The following is a 24092-nucleotide window of genomic DNA, read 5'->3' on the forward strand; positions in this document are numbered from 1 at the left end:
GGGAAAAATCCGGATAATAAAACTGGCATTTTTATCGCGCTGTACGACACTGTAGTCAGACCGTCGGGAGTTATCCGTGAGAAAGTTACTGCTTTTAATCTTGCCATTTTCGCTGTTTTGCCATGCGCAGCAGCTCATCGTGGCTACCGATATCTGGCCCAAATATACCTCCGAGCAAAGTGATGGCTTATATGAGGAATTGCTCAGGCGGGTCTTTCCGGACTTCGAGATGCGTTTTGTGTATGCCGATTACGCCCGCACCAAAGCCATGGTCGTCAATGGCAGTGCCGATATCTGGCTGGGTGCCTATAAAAACGAAGAGCAGTACATCAGTACACCGCAAGAAGCCATGGATGCCGACTTTATCTACGCTATCTACCTCAGCGCCAGGTACCAGGCCCGGGGACCGGATTTTTTTGACGCCCCCGCCGCCTGGTTAACCGATTATTTATACGACCGCTACTTCCCACAATATCGATTGCAGGGTTATGAAGTGAATGACGCGACTACCGCATTCCGGTTGTTAAAAGCCGAAAAGGTGCGCTTTATTTTGGGGGATAGCTCTGAAATGCAGCAACTCATGGCCGCAGAAAACATTCAAAATACCGGCTTTAGTTGGCAAAAGTTCGGGGATCTTCCGCTGTATCCTGCCTTTAGTAAGCAAAACATACATTTTGCCCAACTGATGACGATTTGGGACGAAGCACTGCGTGATCTGAAGCAAAACGGTCAGTTGGAAGCCCTGTATCACAAGCATGGGGTGCGCTCAGAGTACCCCTTTACCTCAACCGCCGGGCAATAACCTTCAGGCAGTGTAAAGGGTGTACAGACCAATTAATATAAAACCTACACCCGCGATATATTGCAGATATTTGGGATTGAGGTATTCACTCAACAGTGTACCGGCCAAAACACCTATGGCGGAAGCCACAATCAACGCCGCTGAAGCTGCCAGAAACACTGTGTATTTACTCACGGCCTTGTCTGCGGCAAACAACATAGTCGCCAACTGGGTTTTATCCCCCAGCTCCGCAATAAACACCGAAGCAAAAATCGTGAAGAAGATTTTCCAGTCCATTAATATTCCTATGGTTCCTAAAAATTATGCCACTGATTGAATATTCTGGCGGGCAGCGGCGAGTTTAATGCGCGACGCCATCAGCTTTGCTACCGCAGCAAAAACCGGAACCACCACAGAATTGCCAAACTGTTTATATGCCTGAGTATCAGAAACCGGGATTCTGAACTCATCTTTACCGAGAGCAGAAAATCCCATCAGGCGGGCGCATTCTACCGGGGTTAATCTGCGAGGGCGAGTATTTCCCATGAGTTGTGCTTCAAAAGACCCATTTAGATCCCAACCTCGGTCCACCAGGATCTCAGAGCCGTCCTTATAATAACGGGCTGAAAGGGTTCTGGCCACACTGTGCTCATTCACCAGACCAAAGCCAAAACCATTGCCTTTGGCTTTGTGTTTTTGTGCATATTGGTACAAGTATTCCCATAGCTTTGGAGTGAGTATGTATTTACTATCAACATCTTTATCCAGTAACTGCCCAAGGCTAATCTGGGTGTCCGGGAAAAACTGGTTTATGCCTGCCAGGCTAAAGTCCTGATGCAAATTAAGGTCGCGGCGAAAACCCACCAATACGATCCGTTCCCGGTGTTGCGGCAGAAAGTGTCTGGCGTCGATGATTTTCGGATCTTTGCCGGAAAACGCCTTATCCGCCACTTCATAGCCCAGTTCATCCAGCGTTTGCAGGATAATTTTAAAGGTCTTGCCTTTATCGTGACTTTTCAGGTTTTTCACATTTTCCAGCACAAAAGCCGCCGGTTGTTTTGCCGCGATGATTCTGGCTACATCGAAAAACAAAGTCCCCTGAGTCTGACACTCAAAACCATGAGCCTTGCCCAGGGCATTTTTCTTGGAAACACCCGCCAGTGAAAAGGGCTGGCAGGGGAATCCCGCCAACAACACATCGTGTTGCGGGATCTGCTCATCGATGTGCCGGTAAGCATCCTGCTCACTAACATCATCCCGCCGGGATAAAGTCACTGAGCGAATATCGTCATTGAAAACGTGATTGTCTGGATCGCAGTGATGATTTGCTTTGTAAGTTCGTTGTGCAAACTTGTTCCACTCGCTGGTAAACACACACAATCCACCAATATCCTCAAAGCCTTTTCGGATACCCCCGATACCGGCAAACAAATCGATAAAGCGAAATTGGGCATTCTCTGAGGTGACTTTGGATTGCGGTAATAATGCCTGTAAATGCAGATATTCATGATGGGTCAATGTGGGCGTGGCTTTGCCCTTCAACCACCGATTGATGGTTTCTCTGGCCCACTTGCCCGGAGAATACTGGTTGAGATAGCCAGCCAGTTGTTTTTGATCGTAGATTTCCAGTAATTTACTGATGAGTGCAATATCGCTGAGTTGCGCCTGAGAGGTAGAAGACAATGTCGTTTTTCTTATGTGTCAAAAGTGTGATGAACTATCACATATATTCACCTTTTCGTCTATTCAATATGGTCTGTGCAAGCGCCGCCCGGCGCTGCGACTTTGCAGATAAAAAAATCACTTGATCTTTTTGTGATGTTATAACATTATTTGCACAGTCATTGATTGAGCTGTTCCGTGGCCTCACGGCTACACCGGGTTCAGCACAGCAATGACTCAGTATCGTTCATGTTATCTGTCAGGTCATGACTTACTGAATTTTAAAGGTTTCTCATGTTGGGTATGAGGAAGCAAAGAGGCGTCAGATTTTCGCATTTGATCTGACGCCTTTTTTATTGCTCTAATAGCAGAAAAACACAATGCCTGAATTTCATGCCGCAACTCATTCGTCCGCTGTTCTGTTTTTGTTTGTCCCTGCTTATTGGTTCCTGTACACATACCGACCGCGTCATGTTGGCGCAGGCCGCTAAATCCGGTGATGCCGGGCAAATACTGGAATCCTTTGCCAAACAAAAAGCGGTTCAGTATCAAAACAATCCCGGCGCTTTAATATACGACTTAAAAAACCTCAAGGAGCTGCTGGAGACACTGAAAGAAAACGCGGCAGACCAATGGGGAGAACAACAAACCGAGCTACCTGACAACGATACCTATGTAAAATACACCCAGGATTATCGGGCCAGAGCCATTGTGGATTTTTCACTGGGGCAGGTAAGGGTCGAAACCATCAATGCCGAAGATTATAAAACTCAGCTCAGAGAAGCCATTGTCACCACCTTACTGACGACCGCCGATCCAACCGCGACTGACATTTTTAATGCCGACACTCCGCAGTTTAATGGCGAACCCTTTCTGTACGGACAGGTTCGGGATCAGGATGGTGTTGCGGTGCGGTTCCAGTGGCGTGCAGGTCGCTTTGCTGAATACCTGATGGCAACCCAACTCAAAATCCATAGCATCGAAGCCGGTACCCGCCATTCTGTGAACTTTCCGCTGGTGAGCAATCATCACGAACTGCGTAAAAAGCAGTACGCGCAATACGTACTGGCTTCTTCTGCTCGCTATCAGGTGTCGGCCAGCCTGATCTACGCCATTATCGAAACCGAAAGTAGCTTCAACCCCTTCGCGGTAAGTACTTCAAATGCCTACGGCTTGATGCAGATAATCCCGGCCTCAGCGGGTAAGGACGTGTACCAACGCATTAAAGGCCGCAGCGATCAGCCCACGCAATCGGTGTTATTCCGGCCACAGGACAACATTGATATCGGCACGGCCTATTTACATCTGCTGGATGATGTTTATCTGAAGAACATCAAACAGGCGCAAAGCCGGGAATATGCCACCATTTCAGCGTACAACGGCGGCGCGGGCAATGTGTTTAAAACCTTCAACAGCAACCGCGAACGGGCCATTAGTAACATTAATCGACTCTCAGCTAAGCAAGTTTACGATAGCCTGACAACCAGACATCCCCGCGCCGAAAGCCGCCGTTACCTGGAAAAAGTACTGAATTTTAAACAGAATTATTAAACCGGGAATGATGACTCACCGGCAGGAAGCCGGTGAGTCATTACAGATATCAGGATACCGTTACCGGTTCGCCGTCAGACACATCCTGCTGCTGTTCGGCTTTGCTTTGTCCTAACTGCAACAAACTGGGCAGGAAAATCAGGGTGAAGAAGGTACTGACACTCATGCCACCCACGATAACAGCGGCGATGCCGCGATACAGCTCTGCACCGGCGCCGGGGATAAGTAGCAAAGGCAACATCCCAAATAAGCTGGTTAGTGTACTCATCAGAATGGGTCGCAAACGCAATCTGACCGCCTGTTCCACCGCGTCCACCCGGGCCATGCCTTCGCGTTCAGCCATACGGGTCTGATACACCAGCAAAATCGCGTTGTTTACCACCAGCCCCAGCAAAATGATAAAGCCAATCATGGTCAACAGATCCAACGGCTGGAAGCCGGTAAGCAGATCCGTTAAGCGCAATGAGGCGATGCCTCCGACGGTAGCCAGCGGGATCGTGGCCACCACCAGCAAACTGTCTTTGAAGGAGCGGAACAGCGCCGACATCAGCAAATACAATATGATCAGCGCCAGTATGAAACTCTGACTCATATTAGTGATGGCTTCTGTGAGGGCTTCGGCCGTCCCCCGGTAGGTAACGGCACCTTCATCCCCCAACAACGCCAGGACTTTGTCATCCACTGATTCTTTCAGGGTCGCTATGGCCGCTTCCAGCGAGAGGTTATCGGGCGGGGTAACCTGCAATGTGATGGTACGCTTGCGGTCTACCCGGCGAATTTCTCCGGGTCCGGAAGTGCGACTGACTTCTGCCAGGGCACTGACCGGTTGTACTCCGCCGTCAGGTGTATATAAGGGTGTAGACTCCAGCTCTTCAGGTGTGCGCCATTCCTCTGAGCGCAAAATCACGTCTAAACGCTTTTGCCCGTCGAAATAATCCCCCACATACAAACCATTGCCCAGCGCCCGACTGATTTGAGACATTTCCTTGCGGGTCCAGCCGGATTCGGCAAGTTTGCGCTCGTAGGGAATTAAGCGCAATTCAGGTTCCGCCAGATTCAGTCCGGGCACCGGCTGGGTTTGTGCGTTTGGCAACGCTTCCATAACAGCGCCAAACCCCACGCGTGCGGCATTGAGTAACTGTTCTTCATCATTGGCCTGAATATCAATATCAATGCGGCGACCACCGCCTAATCCCTGAAAAATTTGAGATTGTTGTGCAAATGCGATGGTATCCGGAAAACCGGATAAAATTTCCGAATTCAAAATACCCAGCAGCGCCTGAATATCATCGGCGTCTTCCGCGCGGCCACCCATAAAGCCAAAGGTACCAAAAATGCCCAGCCAGTCGTGCGCCACTTTTGGTTGCTTTTCACCGCTGAGGTAAGGCTCCATGCGCTGATTAATGACATCAATCATTTCGTGTCTGCCGGCGTCAATACTCAGTCCTGGCGGTGGCAACATAAAGGCGCCAAACTGGTTTTCGTTCCCCTTGGGCAGATAATCCTTTTGCGGAAACAACAAATAACTGGCGAACACGGCAAAACCAAACAAGCCGAACACCCAGGCGAAGCGCTTTTTATTGCTGCCGGTGATCCGCATAATGCCGCGTGTGATATTGTCCCACCAGTGATCGTGAGGATCTTCCGAATTAATGGTTTTTAACAGCCGCGTAGATGCCGCCGGGATCACCGACACAGCCACTAGCAGCGATGCCACCACGGCCACAGAGATGGCTATGGCCAAATCAGCAAACAGTTGCCCGGCCACATCTTCTAAAAAAGCAATCGGCAGGAATATCGCGACTGTGGTCGTAGTGGACGCCAGTAACGCGCCCCACACCTGGGTTGTACCCCGGAATGCAGCATCACCGGTTTTGGCACCGTGCTCCCGCATTCGCACGATGTTTTCCAGCACCACAATCGCCGCATCCAGCACCATACCAACAGCAAACGCCAGGCCTGCCATGGAAATAATATTAAGGCTGCGCCCCATTAAATCCAGCGCCACAAACGTTACCGTCAGGGAAATCGGAATGGACAAGGCCACCGCCAGCGTGGCCTTAAACTTGCGTAAAAACCACCACAAAATAGAGACCGCCAGGATAAAACCCAGCAGCAGATTATTGCGCACCAGCGCCATCGAATCTTCAATGTAGATGGTCTGGTCGTACATTTGAATTATTTCAAGTCCGGCGCGAGCCAGCGGCCCTTCGTTCAGCTCTTTAACCACCTGCTTCAGACCTTCGTCAACATCCATGACGTTAACCCCCACTTCCGCCTGAGCATTCATGGCTATGGCCGGCACGCCGTCCAGGGTCAGTACCCCAAAGCGTTCGCCTAAAACCGCTTCTACACGGGCCACATCACGCAGTAAAATGGGCGTATCGTCCCGCCATTCGAGGATCATACCTTCCAGATCCGGAATGTCATATTTACCGTCAAAGCGCAGCGTATACTTGCGTCGCCCAATATTTTTAAAGCCACCGGACGAGTCGGTATTACCCCCCACTTTGGCGGCAATTTCCGGAATGTTTAAACCCAGCGCGGCAACTTTGTAAGGGTCGAAGGTAACCCGTACTTCTGTGGGTAGTCCGCCAAAGGCATTGGTTTGTGAGACACCCGGCACCCGTTCCAGTCGGGACTGAATAACGTCTTCCACAAAATCCTGGTAGCTTTCGATGAGTTTGTCATTCCCGGGCAAGGTATGCAAACCGAACCAGGCAATGGCATCAAATACCGAATCGCCACCCACGGCCAGTATCGGCTCATTGGCATCTGGTGGATAAAAAGGCACCTGATTCAGGGCGTTCATCACATCAATCAGAGCGCGGTTAAGATCAGTGCCCGTCTTGTAGCGCAAAACGATGCTGCCACTGCCCTGGGAGGCACTGGACTCCATGGTCACAACTCCCTGAAGACTCTTTAATACATCTTCCTGAGGCTCGATGATTTCCGATTCAATTTCCTCCGGCGCTGACGCCCGCCAACTGGTACTGATGACAATTTGTGGCTGTTCCACATCTGGCGTAAGTTGCACTGGTAAACGGGTTAAACTCAATACCCCGAATAACAATATCAGTAAAATCCCAACCACTACCGCCGTTGGATTATTTAAAGAGGCTGCCGTTAGTTTCATTGACTTATCAGACTCTCATTGTTTTCGCGGATCATCACCTGCTGACCCGGTTGCAGACGTTCCGCCCCACGAATGACGATTTTATCGCCTTCCTGAATATCACCACTGACTTCAATCCACCGCTCGGTGGCAATTCCGGTTTCTACCATCACCTGCTCAGCTTTGTTTTCACCATTGATACGAAACACCCGGGCCCCGTCACGACGTAAAACCAACGCATCTCTGTGTACTGCCAGCACCTGTTTTTCCGCGCCGGAAGGCACTTTGGCAGTGATGTCCAGGCCAACGGGCCATTTATCGTCAGTAACATCGGCCCGCACTTCCACCAGTCGGGAACGATTATCGGCCACAGGCACTGTGGTGCGTACCACCGCCTGACCATTGCCCACAGAAGAACTGAAACTGATGGTTTTACCTGGCGTAACATAGGCTAAAGACGCCACCGGAACACGAGCGCTGACTTCCAGATCAGTGGTTTGCACCAGACGCACCACCGCTGTACCAGGCGCCACCAGCTCGCCCACGTCTGCCAGCCGCTCCATAATGACGCCGTCGAAAGGCGCCTGCATATTTTGGTAGGACTGGCTCAGTTCAATCTGATCCAGCAACGCCTTATTCTCTTGCACTTCAGCCTGCGCCTGATCTCGCGCGGCTAAAGTTCTGTCCAATTCGGTTTTTGAGCTTAAATCTCTCTCGGCCAGTGAGCGCAACCGGTTCACTTCACTGTTCTGGAATGTGAGATTGGATTCGGAGGATTTCATACGGGCCAGTTGTTCAGCGTGACGAAACACCAAAGAGGGATCGCGAATAACGGCAAAAGTTTCGCCCGCCTGCACCCTTGTGCCCACCTTAGCCACCTGCACCAGTTGCCCTGACACCCGTGCCGCCACCTGTGAATCGTTCTGGCTGACTATCGCCCCGGATACGGAACTTACCGGGGCCAACATACGCATTTGTGCTGCCTCCACATTTACCGGCGTGGGGCCAAATTGTGCGTATGAAACCATACTGGTTACTATGAGGGTGCTGGCTATGGCGACGCTGGCCATAGCATTGGCAATCGACTTCCTCACGCTGATTCTCCTTGTAAGTGCGTTGCGAAATTGAGTCTTGTTCAGGTGACAGCTGTTGTCAGAAAGCGAATTCTACGCCGCCACTGTAGCGAAGTGAAAAGCATTCTGTAACCTGGTGTTACCATTGTGTTAACTATAGTAACGAATCACACTGACAGAATACGACAGTATTCTTTAGTTTTCATAGCCCCAGGGCGCTTCGGGTGGGCTTACCGGCTGGCTGAGGTCAAAGTCTACCTGAAATTCACGGGCTGCTCTGACCAGACGATAACTAAAAACGGTGGGGTAAATCAGCATCTGCCAGACATTGTCCACGGAACCGGGCAGTCCCTGTGTCATAAAGAGCTGCTGTGAATAAGGGTCCGCCGGAAACGACTGCATTTGCGGCCAACCAGCAGCAACGGTATGACCACCGTACATCGTGGTGGGATGATAGCTGCCATCGGGATTGCGGTGATCATGCTTCAACATAATACCGGCCCCGGTGTTGGTGAGAATCCAGGTACGGGAAGCATCTTCGCCAATGTGAAACGGGATCTGAATTTCCCGTCCGGAACATTTGCGCACATGCATTATCAATTTTTTGCCAACGAAGGTATCACCATCGGTATCTTTGACTATTTTACCTTCATACGCCTGTCCGCATAACGCAGACACCTTCTGCCAGAAGGCCTGATGCTGAGCTGACGCCAACAGAGGGGCTGGTGTCGCTGACACAAACAGCGCGTAAAAACTCATTAGCCCAATGGCAATTTTCCATTCTGTTTTCATGGTGTTCCTTTAAAATTAGCGATGACAATATGGCAGTTTTCACCAAAAAATAAGCGCTGTAAACCCGATTATAAAACACCGGGGACAGGCCACTTCAAAAAAGTGGAGCCCAAAAGGCTCCGTTCCCTGACGTTATCAGGATGATAGCTTACCACCTCGCCCGGGCAGCATGGCGTAAACTACCGGCAAGATAAACAATGTCAGTAGGGTTGCGCTAAACATACCGCCTAAGATCACCGTTGCCAGCGGCCGCTGAATTTCAGCCCCCACCCCCTGGCTCAGCACAATGGGTATCAATCCCAATGTAGAGGTCAGGGCTGTCATTAACACCGGCCTTAATCGCGACACCGCGCCATTTAATATTGCCTCATTCAGGGGTTGACCATCTCCTATAAACCGCTGGATCCTGTCCACCATCATCACGCCGTTGAGTACTGCCAGGCCAAATAGGGTGATAAATCCAACGCTGGCGGGCACAGATAAATACTGACCACTCAGGTACAGGGCCCAAATCCCCCCTATTGCTGCCAACGGGACATTCAGCAGAATGATGCCCGCCAGGCGCATTGAATTGAAGGCAAAATACAACAACAAGGTAATGAGCAACAACGAAATGGGGATAATCTGCAACAGTTTTGCCTGAGCCCGTTGCTGGTTTTCAAACTGACCACCGATGGAGAATGAATAACCCGGCGGTAATGACAACCCGGTTGTCAGGGTATACTGAATATCCTGAACAACGCTGCCCATGTCCCGGCCTTTGACATTCGCCTGCACGACCACTCGCCGTTGTACATCATCACGACGAATTTGCGGTGGCCCCGACTGAATCTGCACGGATGCAACATCCCCCACCTGCACCCAGGCGCCACCCGGTGAAAGCAGTCGCAACGCTTCGATATCTTCCGGAGATTGCCGGTAGCGGGCATCGATGCGCACATAAATATCGTAGCGCTCGTTCGCTTTGATGATCTGTCCGGCCACCTGCCCGCCTAACCCATCTCTGACCACCGCCATCAGATCAGCCACAGCAATACCGTAACGGGACAACTGACGCCTGTCTGGCTGCACCACCAGTTGCGCTTCCCCCTGAATTTGTTCCAGCGCCACATCCGAGGTACCGGGAATGGCGGATACCAATTGTTCCATTTGTTGCCCTTTAGTTGCCAACAGGGATAAGTCCGGGCCCATAAGTTTAACCGCCAGTTGTGCTTTTACCCCCGACAGCAATTCATCCACTCTGGTAGCGATGGGTTGCGAAAAATTCAGTAGCAAGCCGGGAAATACACTGAGTTTTTGGGCCATCAATACTTGTAATTCGGAGCGCGTCCGGGCAGAAGTCCACTGCGCGACAGGTAACAAACCGATGTAAATTTCGATATTGTTGACCGGTTCCGGATCGCCGCCCAGTTCAGCCCTCCCTATGCGACTTAGCGCATAACTGACCTCAGGAAATGTCAGCAACTGTGCCTCCAATTTCGCTGCCACATCCAACGCCGTTTCCAGATTTGCTGAAGGTGCCAGAGTCACCCGCAGGTTTATCGTGCCTTCTTCCAGCTCCGGAGCAAACTCGCTGCCAATTTGAGTCAGTAATCCCGCTGACAGCACAACCAGCATTAGCACGGCAGCCAACAACCAGCCGCGAACGCGCATAACCTGTTGTACCGCCCTGCGGTACCCCAGCTCCAGCGCAGACAATAACGGAGTCGGCCTTGCACTCACGCCTTGTCTGAATAGCAAGGTTGCCAGCGCCGGTAACACCAACAAAGCGATAAATACTGCGGCCAACAGCGCCAAAATAATACTCACCGCCATCGGCTCGAACAATTTCGCTTCCACGCCCTCAAAACTAAACAGCGGCATAAAAACCAAAATGATAATACTGGTGGCAAACAGTACCGGCTTAGCCACCTCAACCACAGCGTCGCTTACCCGCTGACTGATCACCCCCTGCTGTTGTATCGAGGGCGTTTCCTGGTGTTGCAATCGCCTGAAAATATTTTCCACCACCACCACCGAGCTATCCACCAGCATGCCAATCGCAACAGCCAGCCCGCCTAGCGACATTAAGTTGGCTGAGATGCCATAATAACTCATCAACATCAGTGCAATCGCCAATGCCAACGGAATTGATATAATCACCAGCAGCGTAGCGCTGAGGTTTAACAGAAACAAAAACAGCACCACTAATATCAACACGAATGCCATGGCCAGGGCTTCAACCACGGTGTTGACCGCCGCTTCAATGAGCGAACGTTGGTCGTAAAACGGCTGGATAGTGACGCCCTCCGGCAATGCGCGTTGAATCAGTGCCAGGCGCTGCTCGATAGCATCTATGGTTGTTTTGGTATTGGCTCCCATGCGTTTTAGCACGATACCCGAAACCACCTCCCCTAACGGCTGTGATTGGCCGTCGGCAGTTCGGCGTGTCATGGACACTGCGCCCTGGCGGATTTCACTGCCCATTTGTACAGCAGCGACATCGGCAACCCTGATCACCACGCCTTCAATGGTGGCTACCGGGATCTGAGCAATTTGCGCCAAACCCTCGGCGCCATGGCTAAGCCATCCCGTGCCGCGAATGACCAGTTGCTCCTGACCGCGGTTCATGTACCAGCCCCCTGTCTGGCTATTATTTCGAGACAGTGCCGCCACCACATCGCTTTGCTGCAATCCATATGACAACAACCGGGTAGGGTTAAGGTTGACCTGATATTGCTGCACGGCTCCGCCAAAAGACAACACATCCGTAATGCCATCTACCGGCATCAGCAATAGCTTTACCACCCAATCATTTAAACTGCGCAATTGCGCACTGCTGATTTCGACTTCCGGTTCGGCTAACAATAAATACTGAAACACCTGCCCCAGCCCCGAGGTATTGGGCCCCATTTGTGGCACACCTACTCCCTCCGGGATCAGGGTTTGTGCCGTTTGCAGCCGCTCAAACACCAATTGCCGGGCGAAATAAATATCGACATCATCGGCAAACACCACCGTGATCCCGGAAAGCCCGGTTTTTGATACCGAGCGAACTTCCACCACATCCGGCAGCGCGTACATAACGGCCTCTATTGGATAGGTAATTAACTGTTCAACTTCTTCAGACGCCAGTCCGGGGGCTTCAGTATTGATGGTGACCTGTACGTTGGTCACATCCGGAAACGCATCCAGATTGATCTTGGGCAGTAATTTAGCGGCCATCAGAATAACCACCAGTAACCCCAGTACCACCAGCAGCCGGAATTTCACCGCACTGATTATCAATGTACGTAACATAACAAACTCCCTTTGCCGTTAGTGATTGTGCGGATCGAAACCCGATTTAGCTTGCTCAGAGGCCACAAAAAAGGCCCCTTCAGTCACCACCTTTGTACCTTCTGCCAGGCCTGAGACTTCCCGGTATTCACCAAAACGCCGCCCCGGTTTTACTTCCGTGGCCACAAACTCGCCGGGCGCTTCTTGCAGGAACAACGCCCAGTGTCCCTCTGCATTGCGCCACAGTGCCGAATCGGGCACGGCCATAACGGCCTGCTGCGTTGCAAACTGAAAAAAGCAATCAGCAAACATCCCGGAATGCAGTTCATGTGCTTCATTGTTAACCAGCAAACGAACAACGCGGGTGCGCGTTACCTGGTCAACGGTATGGGCTTCCTGAATGACATTTGCGGCATAGGATTTTCCCTGAATGCTGATCCTGGCGTGGGCTCCCGGCGGAATGTCTAATCTGGAATTCGCAGATAACCGGGCTTCCACCCACAAATTGCTTTCATCTGCCAAGGTCAGCAGCGCTTCACCAGCCTGAACCCGCTGCCCCTGTTGAAAATCATCGTTTAAAACCGAACCGGCCTGAGCGGCATAAAGGGTATATTCCCCCAGCGGCGAAGCGTTGTCTTTGGTTAACTCCGTCAGGGCTTGTTCGTCTAAACCAAACGCCAGTAATTTAGCCCGGGCCGCCACAAATCGGGTTTGCGCTTCGCTGAGCTGTTTTTGGCTTACCGTGGCCGATTGCATATGACGAACCCGTTGCCACTCAGCATAATCTAAACGATAGTCGGCCTGCGCCTGAGCCACGGTTTCACTGAACAGGGTCACTAACGGCTGTTGTTTTTCTACCTGTTCACCCAGCGAAACATGGCGTTTCATCACCACCGAGTCCACTCTCGGGGAAATCAGATATGAACTGTAACCATTGGCCCGGATTTCAGCGGGAGCATACACCTCAAAGGCGTACACCTGTGGGTAAATTGCATTGACACTAATCTGCGCCATTGCCATCTGTTGCGCGGTTAGTTGAATACTTTGGGTATCGGTTTGATGATCGCCATGATTGTCATGGGTATCTGCCGGTAAAACCTCGGGATTATGTTCTGACTCAGCGTCCTGATGATGATGCGCCTGGTTGGCCAAAGCCTGAAGACTAAAACAGGCAGCACATAGCGTGATCGCCATCGTTTTAATGGAAAATGTCATAATTTAACTCTCTTAATAAAAACCGTTGTGCAGCGACTGTTACGCTGCGTATGTGTTTTGAAGGACGGTTTAAGAGATAGGAGGGCGCAAAAACTCCTGCCATCGCAGGGGCAGATTATGAAGTGGGATTTCCGTTGCCTGAGAGGCAGAAAAACAGATCAATGGCGTATCCAGGGTGCCGGATAACCAGTTCAGGTGAGTGCCGGAACAATGCCCACAATGATGACAATCCGCCACATTGTGTTCACTATCTTCAGCACCATACTGATCAACAGATGGCTTGGTATCCTGGCTGTGATCATGAGAGGTTTGCACGTGTTCTGCATCATAGGTATGCAAATCCACCGACTGTGCCACCGCCAACAGCGACTGACACAATACAGACAAGATCAACAAACTAATCACTAATGGGCGCACAGAAAATAAAACACAATTGACGTTGAAATAACGTGCAACAGCATATCACCTGACGCAGGCAACAGCGACCAAACAATCAGAAAAATTTTCCCAAATAAGTTAAAAAGCCTGATTTTCAGGATAACTTGCACGACAGTGTTAACACGGGTTTTTGCTCACCCAAATAGATACTTAGCGGATAAATGCCTTTTTGGCGTTGCTATCCCTGAATTCAAGATAATCTTCAGTACAGTGATGGGAGGACGACTGGTTTTTTCAGGGCGTTAACTATCGCTTACCTGCCTCCATGGACTCAGCAAACGTCTTTTTGCCATCCATATAGGTTTCAGTGATTTCGCCATTCTCAAACTGGTATCGGGTTTGAGGTTTTGGCGTTACTAATAAACTGCATTTACCACGACAATCGAGCGATTACACGCTTCTCATCAACAATTAAAGAGAATGACCAACCGTTGCGCTCACAAAGTCGCTGCACGATTCCCAGACCCAAACCGTAGCCTTGAGGTGACGAAACGCAAGACACTGAATGCTGTTCGTCAACACCATTGCTAACTTTGTTACTGATGAATAGTTCCTGTTCTTTGATGCGAATCGTGATTGGCCCTTGTCCTTCAAGTGTGTGTTCGAATGCATTGCGTACTAAATTATTGACCGCTATAGAAAAAGCTTGTGGATGTCCGTAAATATTTGGATTAGCGAGAGCATCAATTTCAACATCGACAAGCTTACTACGCAGCAGGTGACGTTGCTGCTCTATTGCACTGCGCACCAGAGGCAATAGTAAAAACTGCTCTTCATACAAGCCATCGTCTACTTCGCGGGCAAGACACAAAAACATCTCTATCATAGTTTTCATATCGAGCGTTGCACGCTTCACTCTTTCCAGTGTTTTTACATCTTTTTCAGATAAGTCGCTTTGTTCCAGGATCTCTAATGCTCCTGATATCACGGTGATCGGTGTCCGCAGTTCATGACTGGCTGAATCTGTAAAGTTGCGTTCCCTCTCAACAAAAGCACTAATACGCTCAAATGTCTGCTCAATCGTTCCGGCAAGTAGGCCTACCTCATCATCGCCAAAACGGTCAGATTCAATGCGCTTATAATCTTCTGCAGATAGTTGCCTGGGGTCGATACCCGCGACGACTTCAGCCAGTTCCATTACCGGCGCAACCGCCTTGCGCATGACGAATATACCTAAACCAAAACCAAGAAATCCGAGTGTACCAACAACTCCGGTAATCATCAGAAGCAACCACCAATCTTCTGTGGAAGCTGCTTCAATTCCGGCAACATCGAAAACCACATAAGCCCGTTTTTGTTCATTGTCGACAGGTATTACAGCAACATGCAATTCTTTATCACTAAACTCGTATAGTCCTGTTTCGGGATCGGTACTGGCCCACTCGCTGAGTGATTGAGGCAAGCTCGCAATTTCAGTGTATCCGCGAAGATTCGTTGTTAGGTCAGGATAGCTTGCGGCAGCAACCTCAAGCTGTTGTGACAGCACTCGATCTTCGCTCAACCTGATCGCCGCGAAAAAGGCTAGCCCCCAAACCACACTGAGTACCGCAACGCACAGTGCAAACGCAATGGCGACACGCTTGCGAAGACTGCGACGATACATTAATCAGTTCCCCCTGCTATGCGATATCCGATGCGATGAACTGTGTGAATTAGCGGCGTATCAAATGGTTTATCGACAGCCTGTCTTAGCTTGTACATATGAGAACGAAGGGCATCGCCATCGGGGTGCTCATCAGCCCATAACAAGGTTTCGAGAGCTTCGCGCGTCACGACCGAAGGCGCCTCCTCCATTAATCGTTGTAGCAGTTTCATGCAAGAAGGGTTGAGATCAATATGCCGCCCAGCGCGATGTACCTGCAACGTGGAACTATTCAAAGTCAAATTGCCAACGGCTAGCAGATTATCGGTTTTACCGTGACTGCGTTTGAATAATGCCTGAAGTCGCGCATGCAACTCCTGTAATGCAAATGGTTTAACCAAATAGTCGTCGGCTCCCGCTTCGAACCCTTTCAGCTTATCGTCAAGCTTGTCTCGTGCCGTTAACATTAGTACGGGAGTTTGCACTTTGGCATCAGTCCGCAACTTTTGACAAAAACTTAATCCATCCATGCCTGGAAGCATTAAATCCAGCACGATAACATCAAAAGGATTGGTTAAAACCAGGTGCATTGCGCTTATCCCATCATAAGCGAAATCCAGTAGATAATTGTGTTTTTCGAGATAAGCGGCGATGTTTTCACAAATATCGCGGTTATCTTCCACAATCAAGACTTTGATAGGCGCGGTACCAAGCGCGTGAACCATATGCAGCTCTCCTCTACCAGGCATAATCCAGTCGCAAGCCAATCAAGGGTTCGGCTTCACTTTCGTCTTTTACTATAACGCCTCGACGGTAATCAAACTCACTCTCGTCGCCTGAAGATGCTGCAGTTACGTTGATGACATCAAGAAAGGCTGTCACATCTAAAGGCCCAAAAGCGCGACGATAATCGACGCGAATGTTTAACAATCCAGAGCCACTTTTGCGCCCGACATTGCGTTGTACGATTTCTTTCGAATATCTCAAAGGTTGACCCGCTCCCAATACATCAGTGTGAATAATGAACAGGTCGTCTGGTCTGCCAGACAGGTATTTGTAGCGCCCCGCAACCTTCCAGCGATCATTAATTTCCCAGGTCAGGCCCAATGTCGCAACATGTTTTCTACTAAATTCAGCGGCAACATCACCACGACCATCTTGTCGATCCACAACTGCGTCATTGTAAGAATAGGTTGCTGTAGCGTAAAGACCTTCAAAAATTGTTCCATTGAGCACAATATCAACGCCATAAGATGAACCTTCGCCTGAGTTAGCATACGTTCCACTTGCCCGATCAAGGTCCACTACCAAGTTATTAAGGTTCTGATAATAGGCCTCCGTCAATACTGACCAGTTCTTGTTGGGAAAATATTTAACACCGATACTGGTATGGGCTATTTTTTCGGTTTTCAGATTGTTTGATTCGTTGGCAGCAAGCTCCAAATACCGTGGAGATTGATGATAGAGCCCTGCTGTCGCAAAATATTTAACCGCTTTGCTCTGTTGCCAGTTAATGTTAAACCTCGGAGAGGCAAAGCTTTCTTCGGCAAAGCCATCCCGTTCAAATCGCATACCAGCACCAAAATCCCAGTCGCCGAATTCAAAAACTTGATCTATGTAGCCAGCGTAATTTGTTTCCTGCCGACGAGTTGAAGAGTTCATGCTCTCTGATGTCAACACGATATAGCGCTGCTCAGGATTGGCTCTGAAATCATCATCGTCGTAGACAAATCGGATCCACTCACCATCTAACTCGGTATAGTAATCCAGTTCAATTTGCGTTACCCGGACTCCGGCACTCAGCTTGCCCCAATGATTCATTGTTTCAAAATCACTTCGCCAACCGATTTCGCTTTCATTTTCGCCAATAGTAATAATGTTCTCTCTTACCGGGAAACTGGACGCAGGCGACCCGGCCGGGACGAGATCGGGAAATGCCTCGCCCTCGGAACTCAGCTTGTCACTTTTGCGGTAGTAAACCTTGTTGTTCCAAACCGCTTCTTCACCGATTAAAGTGCGCAATGTCACACCAAATAAATCACTATCTTGTTCAGCATCCTGAAGCGCAGCATCTTCAAAATCAGGTGACGCAAAAACGTGAGTAACACCACGGGTGTACTCCTCATGAGTATCCATCAGTAACACTTCAAAAGTGTTATTCGTGTTTATGGGAATGACCGATTTAATGATCACATCTCTTAAAACTGGCTCGCCAATATCAAGTTCGTCAATAGTTTCAAACAATGAACCAAAATCCAGTCGACGAGCTGAAAAAAGTATTGTGGAATCATCAATAATTCCGGCAGGACCGTCGTAACCTACCTCAAAGCCTGCCAAATCATAGCGAAAGCTTGCTGAAGGGCTGGGGTTACCATCGGCAACTTCCAGGTTGAGTAGTGATGCGGCGCGCCCACCATAAGCAGGCCCCCATCCGCCGGGTGAGAACTCAGCACCGCTGATAACATTGGGCGCAAAAATTGAGAAACGACCACCCCCGCCCACATCCTCTTCTTCACCTAGTGTTGCATCAAAGTGCACAGCTTTATCGAAGGGAAAGTCATCCACGAATATCAAATTATCTCTTGGGCCACGGCCACGTACACTAAAACTTGCAAATTCACTGGCTGACGCCAGCCCTGGCAATCCATCTAAAGAGAGCAGAGGATCTGCTCCTCCACCCACCGCACTGCGCAAGGCTTCTCGGTTGAGATAAGTTCCGGAGGCGGAAGTGGACAAATCAGATTGCTGCGCCCGTACCTCCACTACCTCAATATCTTCTATTCGAAGTTCAAAATCTAACTTGATATTTTTGCGGGTAATCACCCGGACACCAGGCTCAAATAAAGACGCGAAACCAACCTTTGCCAGATTGACAGAATAAAGACCCGGATCAAGCTGTTCTGTAACCACGCGCCCTTGTGAGTCAGTAACTAATTCTTGGGTGTCACCGGTTTCCCGTTCTCTGATCAATATTTGCACACCCGGCACTGGCCGCTCAGTGACCTGATCCTTAACTATAATGGTCAACACTCCTGGCGCTTCCGCAGCGTGAACCAAAAGTGGTAAACCAATCAAGAGCGCCCATATAGTCAACCATGAAACCTGTCTGAATTGCCAACTCATAACGTTTTCCTTCTAAGTGTTTGTGATATCAATCTCGATAGCCTGCTCACGTCGATGCTTTCGAGAGTTGAATGAATACAATTTGATGAAACGGAAAAAAGAGTAGCAAAGCCAATGTGACTAAAATGTCGCCAAAATGTGAAGGTTATATCGAAAACCGTGGTTTTCAGGTATGAAACAAGCCGCTCAAGATACTGCCACTTATTCAACGTTTAGAGACAAAAGCCGTAATTTATTGGCGTGGCTTACTGATTTGTTGAAAGCTGGCGCATTTTGAATGGAACAGTGGCCGATTTGGGGTGGAATATATATGGTCCTTTTTTACATAACCCGAGTAATCCATTGCGGTTGCCGGGGTAATAGTTAAATTAGCATGAAAATTTTATCGCTTACGAAACAAACAAGCCGTCAAATTTAGACGGCTTGTTTGTATTCCTGACAGAATACTTTATTCCTCTACCACAATAGAATGTGGTTTAGTAATAAAGTATCATACTGAGATGCTCTGCAAATATTGTTTTTCGTTAGGCAACTTCACCACCGAAAAAATAAAGTATCATACCGAAATGAAATTAAGCTCCAAAATGGAGCCTATTTTAAGTAATAAAGTTTCATACTATGATTTTAGCTTTGCCAGTAATTCGTCCACTCGCTGCAACTGATCTTGTTTGAACTCGTAGCTCGGATAATCCTTATACTCCGCAATATTGCGTTTGTAGTAAGTCAGACTCTCTTTGATCAGCTAAAATTCGCCGTCGGTTAGTTCTTTCATGTTCATACGTGTCTCCTTACAAAACTTAAACTTAGTCCGATTTTAATTAACCTCAGATCTGTATAAGGCTTAAAGTCGAGCCGTATCGGTATGCAACTTTATTACTTAAATTTAGATATCAACAAGTCAACAACTATCGATTTATAAACATGGTTGCTTTTTTACTCAACGGATATATTCTTACAATGTTTAGTCAAGTGTTGTGACAGCTGTACTCTCTTGATAAGTCGATATATAGACATGGAGCAAATTAATCAGTGTTTACATACATAATTATAAATGTTGCCGGTTTATTAATTCCCGCAACATGCGCTCTTTTCTTATCAAGCGGAAAGACCAAGAGAGAAAAGTTCAATAGTTCAATCCATGCTGGAGTTATCGGACTGATTGTAGTTTGTCTTTTTCAAACCCAAACACAAAACATCACCGTCCTTAACAAGTTGACACAACTTGAAGATAAAAATGAGTTAGACGAGTTGGCAATCGTATTATCAAAATATGAAGAATCTGGATTTAAAGACGCATTAAGGGATTTAGATAAGCGCATGAAGAGCGATATCAGGAAGGGGATTTTAGGAGAGGTTTACTACCCTGGAAAAGAAGAAACAGTCAACATATGGAAGACAATGTTTGATGGAACCAACACTAGTATTGATGCAACAAATTATATATCTGAGAGTTTTTGGAGAGAAGATACAGCGTTTAACAGTATCCAAAAATCAGCACATATTGATGCCACTAGTAGAGGAATCGCAATAAGAAGAATTTTCATAATTGATGATCAAACCAATAAAGAGCTGTTGGGGAAGCTTATTTATGAGCAAAGACAATTAGGAGTTTTAATTAGGGTCATCAAAAAAAGTCAGATTGAAAATTCTGATAAGTATCTCAATCTCAAATCTCAATTAGGTGGCTCTATAGATTTCGTACTATTCGACACTACTTCCACTTTATTTGTTACGCATAATCAGAAAAAGGAAATATCAGGATCTCGTTTAACGGTTAAAAGAGATCCAGTTGACGCTTCGAGAGCTTTATTTATACACCTTTGGACGATAGCTCAGGATTCACTCTGAATTCAGACTTATAGGATGTTTTAGTGAGAACTTTATTAATAAACACAAGATACGCAAGTTTTAACGACACAGCATGCTCTACGAGGCCAAAGGGAATTGAATTGGAATCAGAGTTCTTGGGATTTAAATCATTTGAAAGTGTAGCAATTGCAGCAGTATGCGTTGAAGAACGAGACAGCACATTAGATCAAGATTTTATGGTTTCTGAAATCGTCAAATACTCTAATCAAATTGGAAAAGGGGTAGTGATTGTCCCATTCGCACATTTTGCTAGAGACCTGAAGAAACCAAAAGAAGCTAAAATTGTAATTAATGATATCAAAAGAAAACTGAAAAAATTGGGAATACTTGTGGGAGAAGTCGGCTTTGGTACACATAAAGAACTCGAACTAGAGGTTATACTTAAAAGCTATTCTCATCCTGGCGACTTCGCATGGCGAGAAAGCAGATGTAGTCAAGAACATAGAGAGCAAATTGAATGAAAAGAATAATTGGGTTCACATTAGCCGTAGTGCTAGCTGCAGCTACAATTTATATAACTATCCCATCGAAAAAGACGGATTTAAATCAAAAGAAGTTAACAATAATCAATTTTATTGACCATCCAGTTTTAAACACAATTGAATCTGAATTAGTAGCAGGGATCAGAAGTAAGTACAGTGAGCATGAAGTGGATATTTCAATCTTATCTTCTCAAGGAAGAGTCGAAGAAATTCCACAGCTAGCCAGAACGGTCACCAGTCGCTCTCCTGATGTAATAGTCACGATATCTACACCAGTTTCAAAAGGTGTGATGAAAGAGCTGGATGGAAATCAGAAGATCGTTTACACGTTCGTAACCAACCCTCAGGATTTAGGTGCAGACTTAAGCAGAACAAATAGCACAGGATTAAGCGATGCTGTTAATTATTCCTCGAATATTAGACTAATTGAAGAGGTGTTAGGCAAATCCACAAAAATAGGTTTTTTATACAATCCAAATGAACCGAATTCTGTATCCGGTTTAGAGAGCATTGAAAAAGTAATTGATACAAAATCACTATCCCTCTCAAAAGTAGCAGTGATGACCGAGTCAGATCTTCCGCAAGCGGTATCAAGTTTAGCTAAAACAGTTGATGTCATTTATGTAGGTGGCGATAACTTAACTGTGGGCTCCTTTCAAATTATTCGCAAAATAGCATTGGAAAACAATATACCTGTTTTTGCTAGTGACAGTGGAAGCGTAAGAGCAGGTGCTGTTGCAGGTTATTCGGTTGACTATGAAAAATTTGGTAAAAGTAGTTCGGAGGTCGTGATAGAAGTCCTAAAAGGAACAGAGCCAAGAAACATAAGAAGAAAAACAATCTCAGGAGATAAATTGATTGTTAACTTGCAGGCGATGAGAGCATTTGGTATCCGCTTACCTCAGAATTTAATATCAAGTGCAGATGAAGTCATTAGGTAAAAATAAACTCTATGATTGCTGATCTTTTTATCAATACTATTATATTTCTCCCTTTAGTTGCTGCTGGTTATATCACTTACTTAAAACTGAGAATGGCTGATTTATCGCTTGAAACTACATGGGCTGTTTCAGGCATCGTCACACTTCAATTATTTAATGGTACTGAGATATTTAATTCTTCAATATCTTTAATTGCCATTTCGCCAATGATTGGAATACTAATAAGTTCAGTTACCTGTTTTATCTTCTGGTGTACTGGCAAACAAAAGCTTTTATCTGGAATGATTGCTTACTTTCTTGTAATGGCAATTGGATACCGTTTATTAGACGGCAGCGCAATGATATACGCGGAATTTGGTGCAAACTCATTTGGATTTTCAGATACCCGGATAGCATCAGCTCTATGGATTAGTATTGTCAGTTGCATGTGTTTAATACTATTAGCTTTTTGGGAAAAATCAAAACACGGTATTATTTTAAGAATCATGGGGGAAACTAATGGTGGAGCCTCCTCAATTCTGAAGCGCAAAGATAGAAACTATTATTTCATAGGAATTTTGATTTCAGGTGCATTTCTCGGCTTAGGAGGGGCGGTTTACTCCATTTTCTATGGAACAGCCATGAATGCTAACGGAATTGGACTTCTAGTAAAGGCCTTATTTGCCTCTCTTGCAGGTGAAAGAGTTCTCTACTTTCTTCGACTTACCTCTAGACCTACATTTTGGTGTGTCCCTGTTGGAGCGGGCATTCTTAGTTTTGTTTTAGTTGTTTCTGAAGAACTCTCTTTGAAACTTCAAGAAGATTTTAATCAGGTACTGTTAGATACTGATAAAAGTGCTTTGATAGGCTTACTACTCCTAGTGCTCTTATTTTTTAGAAAAAGAGCCAACACCAGAATCACTGGAGCACAATGGTGACAAAAAGAGGATTCAAAATATCAGACTTGCGAGTGTATTACGATTCTGCGGAAGGAAAAGTATCCGCACTAAGTGGGTTTAATCAGACACTTCAAGCCCCAAGCATTACATATCTTCTTGGTAGAAATGGGTCAGGGAAATCAACATTATTTAAAGCAATAACAGGTGAACTATTATTCAATGGTGATTTTTTTTGGAATGGGCAGAAAGCAAACTCTTTTATTAAAGAAATCGCTTTTTGTTATCCTCAAGATATTGACTCTATAACCCCATTTGACGTGACCGTCTCAGAGCTTTTTTTAGCTTTTGGAATTTCAGGAGATCACTTAGAACATATCTTTTCGAGAGAAACGTATAGAGAGCTTCGCTCTGTAGAAAAAATTCACAATCGAATGTTGAGTCAATTATCTGGTGGACAAAGACAACTTATTTTGTGGGCAGCTACATTAGGAAACAAAGGAAATATTCTTCTAGTTGATGAGGCACTGCGCTCAATGGATCATAGTATTAAAGAGTTAATATGGCGCGATCTCGAAGAAATAACAGAGCAAAGAAAATGTGTGACAATTGTAATAACGCATGACTTAAACTTTATTGTAAACAACCCAAAAGATGTAATTGTTATGAAAAATGGGATTTCTACGGAGCTCATATCAACAAGTGCAGTTTCTCTAACTCGACTAGAAAAGGCACTATCAAACTAGAGGGGTAAACATCTTTTAATGCCCCATTAAAATAATATTGTCTAAACAAACATTAATACAATTTAGATATTCGGCTCTCAGTTTATCAAGTGCTCCAAAAAATCGAAAATTGCATTGACACGCATTAAATACATAACTTATTATGCATTGCATGCGTCAGTAAGAGAGTACAATATGAATAGTAAATCCAAGCACCCAGTTCCAGCATTATTTGAGCGTTTAGGTATGCCATCAGTCAAAACATGTGATGAATTTACAATCACCTATAAAGATGGATTATTGGAAGCATCTGTTAAAAGAAGGTCAGGAAAAGTAGAAACGATCACACAAACTATATCTGGTAAGGGTTTCAGTCAATTGACTAACTTTAATCCCAATGAGATGTCTCAAACAGAACGAAACGCAATGATTAATAAGCTTTATAACGATGGAAGAGGTGATAGCCAGTCCAAAATAGCTAAGACTTTTGGACTAACTCAGTCACAAGTTTCAAGAATCATTAAGAATTCTTAGCTTTAATCATCAAAATATGACAGCTTAGGTTTCTATTTAATCACAATCAATTTGATTGCTCTATGTGCAATCTATT

Annotated in this window: 19 protein-coding genes; 8 read left to right on the top strand and 11 right to left on the bottom strand. The window is 46.7% G+C overall.

Features of this window, described 5'->3' with window-relative positions:
- Positions 1–76: 76 nt before the first annotated feature.
- Complete coding sequence (locus LJ740_RS23350) at positions 77–802, top strand: transporter substrate-binding domain-containing protein (RefSeq protein ID WP_229530370.1); 726 nt, start codon at positions 77–79, stop codon at positions 800–802.
- 3 nt (positions 803–805) lie between these two features.
- Here LJ740_RS23350 and LJ740_RS17275 read toward each other — a convergent pair whose 3' ends face one another.
- On the bottom strand, positions 806–1078 hold the full coding sequence (locus LJ740_RS17275; RefSeq protein ID WP_229530371.1) for a TMEM165/GDT1 family protein: 273 nt from the start codon (positions 1076–1078) through the stop codon (positions 806–808).
- A gap of 24 nt (positions 1079–1102) precedes the next feature.
- Positions 1103–2464 carry a DNA (cytosine-5-)-methyltransferase gene (gene dcm / locus LJ740_RS17280; RefSeq protein ID WP_229530372.1) on the bottom strand — a complete coding sequence of 454 codons (1362 nt, stop codon included), beginning with the start codon at positions 2462–2464 and terminating at the stop codon, positions 1103–1105.
- A gap of 372 nt (positions 2465–2836) precedes the next feature.
- Here dcm and LJ740_RS17285 point away from each other — a divergent pair, with 372 nt between their 5' ends.
- Complete coding sequence (locus LJ740_RS17285; RefSeq protein ID WP_229530373.1) at positions 2837–3994, top strand: murein transglycosylase domain-containing protein; 1158 nt, start codon at positions 2837–2839, stop codon at positions 3992–3994.
- Positions 3995–4043: 49 nt separating this feature from the next.
- Here the strand turns inward: LJ740_RS17285 and LJ740_RS17290 are convergent, their stop codons facing one another.
- The 9 genes from LJ740_RS17290 to LJ740_RS17330 all read right to left on the bottom strand — a co-directional run bounded on the left by LJ740_RS17290 (position 4044) and on the right by LJ740_RS17330 (position 18590).
- Positions 4044–7130, bottom strand: a complete 3087-nt coding sequence (locus LJ740_RS17290; RefSeq protein ID WP_229530374.1) for an efflux RND transporter permease subunit — start codon at positions 7128–7130, stop codon at positions 4044–4046.
- Positions 7127–8203 (bottom strand): efflux RND transporter periplasmic adaptor subunit, encoded by a 1077-nt coding sequence (locus LJ740_RS17295; RefSeq protein WP_229530375.1) that lies wholly within the window; start codon positions 8201–8203, stop codon positions 7127–7129. Before LJ740_RS17295 ends, LJ740_RS17290 begins: the two co-directional genes overlap by 4 nt.
- 174 nt (positions 8204–8377) lie before the next feature.
- The gene (locus tag LJ740_RS17300) at positions 8378–8974 is read right to left on the bottom strand and encodes a hypothetical protein (protein WP_377307109.1); all 597 of its coding nucleotides are present in this window, start codon (positions 8972–8974) and stop codon (positions 8378–8380) included.
- Positions 8975–9109: 135 nt separating this feature from the next.
- The gene (locus LJ740_RS17305) at positions 9110–12253 is read right to left on the bottom strand and encodes an efflux RND transporter permease subunit (RefSeq protein ID WP_229530376.1); all 3144 of its coding nucleotides are present in this window, start codon (positions 12251–12253) and stop codon (positions 9110–9112) included.
- A gap of 18 nt (positions 12254–12271) precedes the next feature.
- A complete protein-coding gene (locus LJ740_RS17310; RefSeq protein WP_229530377.1) occupies positions 12272–13447 on the bottom strand; it encodes an efflux RND transporter periplasmic adaptor subunit in 1176 nt (391 codons plus the stop codon).
- Positions 13448–13516: 69 nt separating this feature from the next.
- Positions 13517–13843, bottom strand: a complete 327-nt coding sequence (locus tag LJ740_RS17315; protein WP_229530378.1) for a hypothetical protein — start codon at positions 13841–13843, stop codon at positions 13517–13519.
- A 412-nt stretch (positions 13844–14255) separates the two neighbouring features.
- The gene (locus LJ740_RS17320; RefSeq protein ID WP_229530379.1) at positions 14256–15488 is read right to left on the bottom strand and encodes a sensor histidine kinase; all 1233 of its coding nucleotides are present in this window, start codon (positions 15486–15488) and stop codon (positions 14256–14258) included.
- Positions 15488–16192: a response regulator transcription factor gene (locus tag LJ740_RS17325; RefSeq protein WP_267498338.1), complete on the bottom strand. Its 705-nt coding sequence runs from the start codon at positions 16190–16192 to the stop codon at positions 15488–15490. Before LJ740_RS17325 ends, LJ740_RS17320 begins: the two co-directional genes overlap by 1 nt.
- Before the next feature lie 13 nt (positions 16193–16205).
- On the bottom strand, positions 16206–18590 hold the full coding sequence (locus LJ740_RS17330) for a TonB-dependent receptor (protein ID WP_229530380.1): 2385 nt from the start codon (positions 18588–18590) through the stop codon (positions 16206–16208).
- Positions 18591–19619: 1029 nt separating this feature from the next.
- Between LJ740_RS17330 and LJ740_RS17335 the strand changes: the two genes are divergently transcribed.
- From LJ740_RS17335 to LJ740_RS17360, 6 genes are all read left to right on the top strand, one after another.
- Positions 19620–20438 (top strand): hypothetical protein, encoded by an 819-nt coding sequence (locus LJ740_RS17335; RefSeq protein WP_229530381.1) that lies wholly within the window; start codon positions 19620–19622, stop codon positions 20436–20438.
- A 23-nt stretch (positions 20439–20461) separates the two neighbouring features.
- Positions 20462–20920, top strand: coding sequence for a threonyl-tRNA synthetase editing domain-containing protein (locus LJ740_RS17340; protein WP_229530382.1), 459 nt, complete (start codon positions 20462–20464; stop codon positions 20918–20920).
- Positions 20917–21882 carry an ABC transporter substrate-binding protein gene (locus LJ740_RS17345; RefSeq protein WP_229530383.1) on the top strand — a complete coding sequence of 322 codons (966 nt, stop codon included), beginning with the start codon at positions 20917–20919 and terminating at the stop codon, positions 21880–21882. The genes LJ740_RS17340 and LJ740_RS17345 overlap by 4 nt, the downstream gene beginning before the upstream one ends.
- Positions 21883–21893: 11 nt before the next feature.
- Positions 21894–22799 (top strand): ABC transporter permease, encoded by a 906-nt coding sequence (locus LJ740_RS17350; protein ID WP_229530384.1) that lies wholly within the window; start codon positions 21894–21896, stop codon positions 22797–22799.
- Positions 22793–23503 carry an ATP-binding cassette domain-containing protein gene (locus LJ740_RS17355; protein WP_229530385.1) on the top strand — a complete coding sequence of 237 codons (711 nt, stop codon included), beginning with the start codon at positions 22793–22795 and terminating at the stop codon, positions 23501–23503. The genes LJ740_RS17350 and LJ740_RS17355 overlap by 7 nt, the downstream gene beginning before the upstream one ends.
- Positions 23504–23677: 174 nt before the next feature.
- Positions 23678–24016: a hypothetical protein gene (locus tag LJ740_RS17360; protein ID WP_229530386.1), complete on the top strand. Its 339-nt coding sequence runs from the start codon at positions 23678–23680 to the stop codon at positions 24014–24016.
- Positions 24017–24092 lie beyond the last annotated feature (76 nt).

Origin of the sequence: Planctobacterium marinum (assembly GCF_020687805.1) — a bacterium.
Taxonomy (GTDB): domain Bacteria; phylum Pseudomonadota; class Gammaproteobacteria; order Enterobacterales; family Alteromonadaceae; genus Planctobacterium; species Planctobacterium marinum.

Coding starts and splice junctions, on each gene's coding strand:
- LJ740_RS17345 (WP_229530383.1), top strand. CDS start 20,917: ATGAAAAGAATAATTGGGTTCACATTAGCCGTAGTGCTAGCTGCAGCT.
- LJ740_RS17320 (WP_229530379.1), bottom strand. CDS start 15,488: ATGTATCGTCGCAGTCTTCGCAAGCGTGTCGCCATTGCGTTTGCACTG.
- LJ740_RS17300 (WP_377307109.1), bottom strand. CDS start 8,974: ATGAAAACAGAATGGAAAATTGCCATTGGGCTAATGAGTTTTTACGCG.
- LJ740_RS17330 (WP_229530380.1), bottom strand. CDS start 18,590: ATGAGTTGGCAATTCAGACAGGTTTCATGGTTGACTATATGGGCGCTC.
- LJ740_RS17310 (WP_229530377.1), bottom strand. CDS start 13,447: ATGACATTTTCCATTAAAACGATGGCGATCACGCTATGTGCTGCCTGT.
- LJ740_RS17325 (WP_267498338.1), bottom strand. CDS start 16,192: ATGGTTCACGCGCTTGGTACCGCGCCTATCAAAGTCTTGATTGTGGAA.
- LJ740_RS17350 (WP_229530384.1), top strand. CDS start 21,894: ATGATTGCTGATCTTTTTATCAATACTATTATATTTCTCCCTTTAGTT.
- LJ740_RS17355 (WP_229530385.1), top strand. CDS start 22,793: ATGGTGACAAAAAGAGGATTCAAAATATCAGACTTGCGAGTGTATTAC.
- LJ740_RS17290 (WP_229530374.1), bottom strand. CDS start 7,130: ATGAAACTAACGGCAGCCTCTTTAAATAATCCAACGGCGGTAGTGGTT.
- LJ740_RS17285 (WP_229530373.1), top strand. CDS start 2,837: ATGCCGCAACTCATTCGTCCGCTGTTCTGTTTTTGTTTGTCCCTGCTT.
- LJ740_RS17305 (WP_229530376.1), bottom strand. CDS start 12,253: ATGTTACGTACATTGATAATCAGTGCGGTGAAATTCCGGCTGCTGGTG.
- LJ740_RS17275 (WP_229530371.1), bottom strand. CDS start 1,078: ATGGACTGGAAAATCTTCTTCACGATTTTTGCTTCGGTGTTTATTGCG.
- LJ740_RS17360 (WP_229530386.1), top strand. CDS start 23,678: ATGAATAGTAAATCCAAGCACCCAGTTCCAGCATTATTTGAGCGTTTA.